This is a genomic window from Tardiphaga sp. (genome assembly GCF_025356345.1).
GTDB lineage: Bacteria > Pseudomonadota > Alphaproteobacteria > Rhizobiales > Xanthobacteraceae > Tardiphaga.
On record NZ_JANXTC010000128.1, the window covers coordinates 1 to 9,007 of the forward strand.

A 9,007-nucleotide genomic window follows, 5' to 3' on the forward strand; every position below is an offset into this window, starting at 1 on the left:
ATAATACAGGATTCGCTCGGTGGTCGTGGTCTTACCGGCATCGATATGCGCCATGATACCGAAATTTCGGTAATCCTCGATGGCATGAACGCGGGGCATGGGCTTGTCCTTAAATCCGTTGTTTCGCCGTTACCAGCGATAATGCGAGAACGCGCGATTGGCTTCCGCCATCCGATGCACATCTTCACGCTTCTTAACGGCGTTGCCTCGGCCGTTCGACGCATCGAGCAGCTCGGCGGAAAGGCGTTCCGTCATCGTCTTCTCGTTACGATCGCGAGCGGCCGTGATCAGCCAACGAATGCCAAGCGCCTGGCGCCGAACACTGCGGACTTCGACCGGCACCTGATAGGTGGCGCCGCCGACGCGACGGGAACGAACTTCAATCGTCGGCATCACGTTTTCCAGGGCCTGCTCGAAAACCGGCAGCGGGCCCTGCTTCGTCTTGTTTTCGATCATCTCGAGCGCACCGTAAACGATGCTCTCGGCGGCAGACTTTTTGCCGTCATACATGATCGAGTTCATGAACTTCGTGATGATGATGTTGCCGAACTTCGGGTCCGGGTTCACTTCACGCTTTTCAGCAGAATGGCGACGAGACATCGTTTATTTCCCGCTTATTTCGGACGCTTCGCGCCGTACTTCGAACGACGCTGCTTACGGTTCTTGACGCCCTGGGTATCGAGGACGCCGCGGAGAATGTGGTAACGCACGCCGGGCAAATCCTTGACGCGACCGCCGCGGATCATCACCACGGAGTGCTCCTGAAGGTTATGGCCTTCGCCCGGAATATAACCGATGACTTCGAAGCCATTGGTCAGACGCACCTTTGCGACTTTACGAAGCGCCGAGTTCGGCTTCTTCGGGGTCGTGGTATAGACGCGCGTGCAAACGCCACGCTTCTGCGGCGACTGCTGCAGCGCCGGCACCTTCTTGCGCGACTTCTGCACTTCGCGCGGATTGCTGATCAACTGGTTGATCGTCGGCATCTTCGCCTTCACCCTTGTTCGCGCGAAACCGTAACGGCTTCGCAAATTGTTCGGGGTCACCTACCCCATCGTTCGGCTCACATGAAAGGATTCACGCAAAACGAAATCACGCCAACCTCTCATCACTGAGCGGAAAGCGTTTAACGCCACAGAGGACCGCGATCGTGACTACCCGGCTCTCGCCTGATAGTCTGCACCGAGGTCATGCATCCGAATAAGCCTCAGAAGCTGATGCTTCAAAAGCAAACGTCGTTTTGGCATTGCCTAGCTATAATCGACAGCGTTTGAGCTTCTTGGGTCGAGGTTGGTGCCCGATCTGGTCCCGAAAGACTGATTGGGTGGTCCGTTCCGACACTGGCGAAGCTCACCGCCTGTCGGTGAGTGCGCGGGTTTTATCCCCGGGGTCACCCCAAGTCAACACTAAAGCGCATTCACGGAAACGCTTCTGTCAGCGAGGGATTTAGCACGTCGGCGATGGCAAAAGCACGCTGGATTCAGGGTGGAACACGGACTTCTGGAGAGAATCGCACTGCAGCAATGTTGCGGTTTGATGAACGCCGCGGACACGTTGTTGGCAGGTCGCGGCGCCCGTGGTCGGCAGTTTTTGCCGAATCTGGCGAATCTGCCGCCGAATCGTGATCGGGCATGGAATCAGCCGTGGAGCCATTTCCGCGCCGGGGTCATTTGGTGAGTTCGGGTGTCGGCAATGTCGTGGCCGCCATCTTGTTCGGCCGCCGCCGCCAGCGCCACGCCCGCAGCCGGTTCCGCAGGCTGCGCAACCAATTATATCCGCGTTGCCGGGCAGCCTCGGCAATGAAGGCCAGTGCCCCCCCCGGAGCGACCTGAACCAGCAGATCGACCATCATCCGTCGGCCGGTCCAAAGCTGGGCCATGAAACTGCCTTCCACGGAACAGGAATCGATGGTCTCGATACCAGGGGTCGCGAACAGCTCTTCGGTCACCTTGTCGATCAGCAAGGCGCCGGGGGAGTATTTGGCAAAGCCGGCATCATAAGCGGTCTTCCACGTATAGGCCGTGGAGCCGCAATACATCAGCACCTGGGCGGCGATCGCCCGGCCGTCGATCCGCAGCAGCGCCACCGAGGCATTGCCCTGCTCGGACAGCTCGCCCACCAACCGGCGCACGAAGCTGGCATCGGCCTGGTCGGACAACAGCGCCGTTCCGCTTACCCCCTTCCAGCTGCCGGCTTCCAGCGCCAGGAAGGTCTCGAACGCCAGGCGGACGTCGGCGGGCGCGCGGGCGTTGACGACATCGACGACTCCCGTGGCGGACAGCCGGTTCCAGTCCTGCCGCAGCTTCTTGCGGGTCGAGCCCGACTTCTTGATGCCGGCCCCGCGCGTAGCGATTGGTCGAGCACTTTCAGTGAGTTGCATCGGAACGCTGCCCCGCGACGCGAGCGCCGAACGGAGCGCATCGTAGCTCGGCGATTCGGCGTCGAAGTCGCGCAGGCTGAGCACTTTCGGCAGCGGGCTTCTGGCCAGCGCCGCGAGAAAGGCAGGAATCACCTCGGTGACAAAAACCGGGTCGACCACCGGGCTCGACAGAAAGGCGTAGTTGTAAGGCAGGGCTTCCAGCAGCGTCGGCCAAAACGGCGCGATCCGGCGCAGCTGCAACGCCCATACCCCGACCAGCCGGGCCGGCTCGGCGCCCTGCTCCCAGGCCAGCAGCATCTGCACCTTGGCGAACCGGCTGTCGCAGGCGGCCTTCACGGCCACCGGGTTCATGAACACGTTCGATGACGCGCGCTGCGCCAGGTCCTGCCACGGCGCGGCCAGGCTGCTATCTGGTGAACAAATGCTTACTGAAATCATCGAAATGTTGGTCCGGATGAGCGCTTATCATCGCCCCCCCGGATTGCTTTTCAGTTAAGTCAGATTCGCTGATCCGCGCGGTCCGTAGCATTGGATTCAGCGTTTATTCGTCTTTTGCGGCGCATAAACAGCGCGGGGCATGAAGGCAGATCAATGCGTTATACGGATATTGCCATTATCGGCGGCGGCCTGGCCGGATCGATTGCCGCGGCCACGCTCGGCCGCGCCGGCATCTCGGCCGTGCTGATCGATCCGCACACGGTCTATCCGCCCGATCTGCGTTGCGAGAAGCTGGGCAGCACCCAGATCGCTATTCTGCGCAAGACCGGCCTGGCCGAGGAGACGCTGCGCGCGACCACCCTCGACGGCGAAGTGTGGGAGGCACGGTTCGGCTATGTGGTCGACCGCAAGCCCAGCGACCAGCAAGGCGTGATGTATGACACGCTGGTCAACACGTTGCGGGCAGCAATCCCCGACTCGGTTCCCCTGATTCACGCCAAGGCGACGGCGATCCACACCAGCGCAGAGCGGCAGCAGGTTGCGCTGTCAAATGGCGAGGAGATCTCGGCACGGCTGGTGGTGCTGGCCAATGGCCTCAGCGTCGGGCTGCGCGACGCACTCGGGATCCAGCGCCGGATCGTCAGCGCCTGCCATTCCATCACCATCGGCTTCGATGTCGCGCCGCGCGATCGCGAGGCGTTCGATTTCCCCGCGCTGACCTATTGGCCGAAACGCTCCAGCGAGCGCATGACCTATCTGACGCTGTTTCCGATCGGACGGACCATGCGCGCCAATCTGATGGTGTATCGGCAGATGGACGATCCGTTCCTGCGCCGCTTTCGGCAGGCGCCGAAAGACACCATGCGCGCGATGATGCCGAACCTCGATCGCATGATGGGCGATTTCGAGGTGGTGGGACCGGTCAAGGTCCGGCCGGCGGACCTCTACGTCACCGAAGGCCATCGCCAGCCCGGCATCGTGCTGATCGGCGATGCGTTCGCAACCTCCTGTCCCGCGGCGGGTACCGGCACCGACAAGGTGTTCACCGACGTCGAGCGGCTCTGCAACGTCCACATCCCCGCCTGGCTCGCCAGCGACGGCATGGCGGTCGACAAGATCGATGCATTCTACGACGACCCGGTGAAAACCGCTTGCGACGATTGGTCGGCTGCCAAAGCCTGGCACCTGAAATCGCTGACGCTGAACAACAATCCCTACTGGCGCGCACAGCGCTGGGCACGCTTCCTGGTCCGGTTGGGCCAAGGCACCCTGCGATCGTTACGCCGGCGCCTCCATGGCCGTCACACGGCTCCACGAAGCACCGTGGCGCGCGAGCAGGCGGCGCATGGCGAAGGCCGGTTGGTATAGAGCCGGGTTGGCTACTGCCGACTACGGCTTCGGCAGCAGCGAGCTCAGTGGCACATCGAGGGCGTAGACGAAGCCCGAGGGCTCGTAACTCAGCCTCACCTGCCCGCTCAATTGCTGGCCAAGCGACCCCATCATCCGCGTCCCAAAACTCCGCCGGGTCGGCGCCTGCACCTTCGGGCCGCTGCTTTCGCTCCACAGCAGCCGCAGACGCTGCGTGGCCTCATCGATCTGCCAGGTGACGGCGACGCGGCCGGTCGGGACCGACAACGCGCCGAACTTCGTGGTGTTGGTGCATAATTCGTTCAACGTCATCGCCAGCGCGATCACGGCGCCGGAAGAGATCCGGATGTCCGGTCCGTCGATGGTGAAGCGCCCCTCGCTCTGACTGTCATAGGCCTCGACGGCGCCGCGCACGATGTGCGCCAGACCGGCATTGGCCCAGCTGACCTGCATCAGAAGGTCATGGGCGCGGCCAAGCGCGACGAGACGGCCCTCGATCGCCTGCTGACCGTGCTCGAGGCTGGTCGCATTGCGCAGGCTCTGCGAGGCGATGGCACTGACCGTCGCCAGCGTGTTCTTGATGCGATGATGCAACTCGTCGAGGATCAGTTTCTGCAGCTTGTCGGCGGCCTCGCGCTCCTCGGCGTCGATGCCGGCCTGAGCCAGCAGCACGTTGGCGTCGATCACCGCCTGCTCGAGCAGCAGACGAAGGCTGTCATTCTCGGCCGTGAGGAATTCCTGCGCCGTCGGATGATGCTCTTCCTCGAGTAGAACGGCCGGCTTGAAGGAGACCGGCAATGTCGTCATCTCGGCGCTGACTGCCGGCACGATCTGCAAGACGCCAGCTCCCACCATGTCCTGAATCTCGGCGACCATTTGCGCCGCGCCCAGCGGCTTGCCAAAGAACCGGCTGTCTTCCGGCTTTTCGGCATCGGTCGGCTTGATCTGGCCGGAGACCAGAATGATCTTGATCGCTGGCCAGCGGTTATGCACCGCGTGGGCGAGCTTGAGCCCGTCCATGCTGCCCGGCATCTGGATATCGGTGAACAGCAGCGAGATGTCCGAACGCGATTCCAGGATCACCATCGCATCGTCGGCATTGACGGCTTCCACCGCGTTGAAGCCGGCGTCCTCGACGATATCGACGGCGCGCATGCGCAGCACCATTTCGTCTTCGACAATCAGGACGTTGGCGGGGGCGGCGGACGAAGTCGAATTCATGGATGGAGGCGCTTTGCTGAGGGAGCCATGGCGGTCATCGAGCCAGTTGCTCAGTGGCGTCGAACATACCGGGCCACGCTGATCGGCTATCCGCGCCGACTGAACGGTACCGGACATAGTTACGCCTTATCTTACTAAATTGCGAGTAAATTCAGCCCAATATGGTCGGTGGCTGAGCAAGGTATATTGATGAAGCGGCAACATAATCGGCGGAACAAATCCGCCATTTACGCACCGCACGCCGCCTATTCATCATCATCATCGTCGTCCGCGGCGCCGCTCGGCTGATGGCCCTGATCATCCCACAACTGACGATACATGCCGTTGCGCGCCAGCAACTCGGCATGCGTGCCGCGCTCGATCATCTTGCCGCCATTGATGACGATGATTTCGTCCATATCGACCACCGAGGTCAGGCGGTGGGTCGAGGAGATCATGGTGCGGCCCTTGGCGAGCTTGAACAGCGTCTTGTTCAGCGCCGCCTCGGTGGTCTGGTCGAGCGCGGAGGTGGCTTCATCGAGCAACAGCACCGAGGGGTTGCGCACGATAGCGCGGGCAATGGCGATGCGCTGGCGCTGGCCGCCGGACAGCGTGTCGCCACGCTCGCCGACCGGAGTGTCGTATTTCTGCGGCAGGCTCATGATGTAGCGATGGATTTCGGCCTTGCGCGCGGCCTGCTCGACTTCCTCGTCGGTGGCGCCCTCCTTGCCGAGCAGGATATTCTCGCGGATCGACATGTTGAACAGCATGTTCTCCTGAAACACCACGGCCATGCTCGAGCGCAGCGACTCGCGTGTCACCTTGCGGATATCGACGCCGTCGATGGAAACCTTGCCGTCATCGGGCACGTAGAGCCGCAGGATCAGATTGAGCAGCGTGCTCTTGCCGGAACCGCTGGGGCCGACAATAGCGACGGTCTTGCCGATCTTGATCTTGAGATTGAGATTCTGCAGCACCGGCGTCTCGCCGCCTTCATAGGTGAAGGTAACGTGGTCGAAGGTAATGTCGTTGACGATGCGCGGCAGGTCGGGCGCGCCGGCGCGGTCGGCGCCACGGGTGGGCTCGTCGAGCATTTCCTGAATGTGACGCACCGCGGCGGCCGACTGGATCGACACCGGGATGAAGTGCATAACATGGGCGATGTTGTACGACACCTCCCAGAACGCGCTTTCGAAGGTGACGAAGGTGCCGACGGTGATCTGGCCCTTGGTCGCCAGATAGGCGCCGATCGCCAGCACCACCAGATGCAGCAGCAGTACAGAGATGGTCACCGAGCGCTCGACCATGGTCGACAGGAAGGTCGCGGAGGCGATCTTGTCGCGGGCGGTATTGTTGCGCAGCCGGAACCAGCCCAGCGTGCGGCGCTGCAGGCTGAACGCCTTGATCACCGCCTGCGCCGCGACGTTCTCCTGCACCATGCCGAGCAGCGAGGCCTCGTTCAGCTTCTGGTCGTAATTGGCCTGCACCGCCTTCGGAGTCAGGATGCGCGGGCCAATCAGCGTGATCGGGAACACCAGCAGCGAAATCGCCGCCAGCTGCCAGTTCAGGAAAAACATCAAAATGAGGCCGGCGATCAGCTCCAGGAACGGCAGCACCGCGCTGTTGGAGACGCTCTTCACCGAGCCTTCATAGGCAGCCAGGTCGATCGAGAAGCGGGACAGGATTTCGCCGCGCTTGGTGCGGGCGAAATAGGCCGATGGCAGGTTCTGGATGTGCTCGAACAGTTTGACGCGAACATCGGAGATTACCGAGGCCGCCAGCTTGGCGTCCCAGCGCTCGTACCAGACCGCGACCATCGAAGTGATGATGCCGGCCACGGCCAGCACCGACAGGATCGTCACCAGTGCCTCGAAATCCTCCTCGCCGAGCGCGTCGTCGATCAGGAATTTCAGACTCAGCGGCATGATGACGTTGAACAGAGTCTCGATCACCAGGCCGACGCCGACAAAGGCCAGCATCTTCCTGTAATTCGTCAGAAACGGACGGGTAAAGGCGTAGATCGTGCCGATCGCGCCGGCGGCCTCACGGGCGGTGAAGACGACAAGATCTTCGTCCTCCTCGTCGTCCTCGTCGTCCGCCTCGTCATCTTCGTCTTCATCGTCGTCATCATCAACGACCGGCTTTGCCTTGACGGGCTTTGCGGCGGCAACCGGCGGCTTGACGCCGGGCACCGAGGCCGCCCCTACGCCGACTGGCAACGCGAACTTGTCATCGAGCGGCGACGTCGGTTCGCCGGGCGCCTTGTCGTCGACCGGCGGCTTGGAAGGTGGCTTTGTGGCCATGGAACGAACCGTTGCTGCACGGCCATCAGACCGCAGGAATCAAAGCGTGGCGTCGAAGCCACGGGCCATAATCGTATGCGAACAGAATACGTTCGGCAAAGCAACGCAGGTGAGGTCGCAGCCTTTCAAGACCGGACGCAGGGTGGGCAAAGGCGATCTTGCGCCATGCCGTCGCCTCGCGACGCGGGCACGGGACACATGGGCACGCCGCGCTTTGCCGACCCTACGAGCTGCCCGTTCAATCCTCCGTCTCAACCTTGTCGAAGAACGAATAGCGCAGGCTGTCGGCGTCGGCATACCAGTGGCCGGGACCCTTGCCGGCGGCCAGCGTCGCGGCCCAGACCGCTTCGGTGCAGTCGCGGCGGTGCATCGACAGATCGAAACCGTTGGTAAAAAACAATTCCGACCATTCCCACCAGGTGCCGAGCTTCTTGACGCCACGCAGCAGGTCGTAACGATCGATCAGCGCGGGCGCCATGTCGGAAGTGACCGAGCCGAACAACACGCCGGTCTTGACCACACGGTTGAGCTCGCGCACCGCCTTGGCGACCTGCTTCTCACCGACATGGCAAAGACTGGTCTCGAATACGAAATCGAATTGCTCGTCCTTGAACGGCAGGTCGGTGACCGAACCGAGCTGGTTGAATTTTCGCAGCGCCTTCGGCGTCTTGGCGTGAATAGCCCGGTTGTTCTCGACGCCCCAGGCATCGATGCCCTTGTCGCGCAGCGCACCGACCAACTCGCCGCTCGCGGAACCCGCGACCAGCAATTTGTAGCCCTTGGCCCTGCCCCAGACGATCTTGATCAGACCCATCAGATAGGCGGGATCAGTGAACTGGCTCCACACCTCGCTGTAAGGACCGGCGCCACGATAATTCTCAAAATAGTCGCGGTCGATCTTGTCCGAAACTACCGGACCGCCCTCGCCGCGCGCCCGGCGCAGCCGCATCATCTCGGTGAGGATGATGTCGGTGGCGGCGTCGGACGAATCCAGCAGGCCGTTCAAAGTCGAATCGAACAAATAGTCGCCGACCACGACGATACCGGGATGTTCCTTCGGCTCGGGGCGATGGTTGGTCATCACGTCGCGCGCCGGCATGCCGCCGGGGATCGCATTCACCGAAGACAGCCAGCGGTGGGTCTTGCCTTCCAGGAAATGGGCGCGGGCATCGCCCAGCGACGCCGGCAACGATTTCAGCGCCGCGTCGATCAGCTGCTGGTCATTGAGATTGGCGAAGGCCAGCGCGTCGGAGCCGGCGATCAGCCAGTTCAGCACACCGTGCTTGCCGACGTCGTGGCGCGCGCCTTCATTGTACAC

General features: G+C 62.2%; 8 protein-coding genes. 1 reads left to right on the plus strand and 7 read right to left on the minus strand.

Annotated features, from left to right (window positions below; all coding sequences use genetic code 11):
* From Q0S16_RS26405 to Q0S16_RS07505, 4 genes are all read right to left on the minus strand, one after another.
* Positions 1–99, minus strand: a 99-nt coding sequence (locus Q0S16_RS26405) for a GTP-binding protein (protein WP_366517808.1), incomplete at its 3' end; no start/stop codon positions are given.
* Between the two features lie 30 nt (positions 100–129).
* Positions 130–600: a 30S ribosomal protein S7 gene (rpsG, locus tag Q0S16_RS07495; protein WP_295846621.1), complete on the minus strand. Its 471-nt coding sequence runs from the start codon at positions 598–600 to the stop codon at positions 130–132.
* 14 nt (positions 601–614) lie between these two features.
* Entirely contained in the window at positions 615–986 is a 372-nt protein-coding gene (gene rpsL / locus Q0S16_RS07500; protein WP_295846623.1) for a 30S ribosomal protein S12, read from the minus strand.
* Between the two features lie 680 nt (positions 987–1,666).
* On the minus strand, positions 1,667–2,818 hold the full coding sequence (locus tag Q0S16_RS07505) for a GNAT family N-acetyltransferase (protein ID WP_295846626.1): 1,152 nt from the start codon (positions 2,816–2,818) through the stop codon (positions 1,667–1,669).
* Positions 2,819–2,971: 153 nt separating this feature from the next.
* On the opposite strand from Q0S16_RS07505, the gene Q0S16_RS07510 reads away from it, so the two are divergent.
* Entirely contained in the window at positions 2,972–4,186 is a 1,215-nt protein-coding gene (locus tag Q0S16_RS07510; RefSeq protein WP_295846629.1) for an NAD(P)/FAD-dependent oxidoreductase, read from the plus strand.
* Positions 4,187–4,207: 21 nt separating this feature from the next.
* Here the strand turns inward: Q0S16_RS07510 and Q0S16_RS07515 are convergent, their stop codons facing one another.
* From Q0S16_RS07515 to Q0S16_RS07525, 3 genes are all read right to left on the minus strand, one after another.
* The gene (locus Q0S16_RS07515) at positions 4,208–5,407 is read right to left on the minus strand and encodes an HWE histidine kinase domain-containing protein (protein ID WP_295846631.1); all 1,200 of its coding nucleotides are present in this window, start codon (positions 5,405–5,407) and stop codon (positions 4,208–4,210) included.
* Between the two features lie 245 nt (positions 5,408–5,652).
* Positions 5,653–7,689, minus strand: coding sequence for an ABC transporter ATP-binding protein (locus tag Q0S16_RS07520; RefSeq protein ID WP_295846633.1), 2,037 nt, complete (start codon positions 7,687–7,689; stop codon positions 5,653–5,655).
* Positions 7,690–7,927: 238 nt separating this feature from the next.
* On the minus strand, positions 7,928–9,007 hold a 1,080-nt coding region (locus Q0S16_RS07525; RefSeq protein ID WP_295846635.1), incomplete at its 5' end, for a methyltransferase domain-containing protein.

What these genes read in the sequence shown, in the direction of transcription:
- rpsG (WP_295846621.1), bottom strand. Translation starts at nt 600, where the DNA reads ATGTCTCGTCGCCATTCTGCTGAAAAGCGTGAAGTGAACCCGGACCCG.
- rpsL (WP_295846623.1), bottom strand. Translation starts at nt 986, where the DNA reads ATGCCGACGATCAACCAGTTGATCAGCAATCCGCGCGAAGTGCAGAAG.
- Q0S16_RS07505 (WP_295846626.1), bottom strand. Translation starts at nt 2,818, where the DNA reads ATGATTTCAGTAAGCATTTGTTCACCAGATAGCAGCCTGGCCGCGCCG.
- Q0S16_RS07510 (WP_295846629.1), top strand. Translation starts at nt 2,972, where the DNA reads ATGCGTTATACGGATATTGCCATTATCGGCGGCGGCCTGGCCGGATCG.
- Q0S16_RS07515 (WP_295846631.1), bottom strand. Translation starts at nt 5,407, where the DNA reads ATGAATTCGACTTCGTCCGCCGCCCCCGCCAACGTCCTGATTGTCGAA.
- Q0S16_RS07520 (WP_295846633.1), bottom strand. Translation starts at nt 7,689, where the DNA reads ATGGCCACAAAGCCACCTTCCAAGCCGCCGGTCGACGACAAGGCGCCC.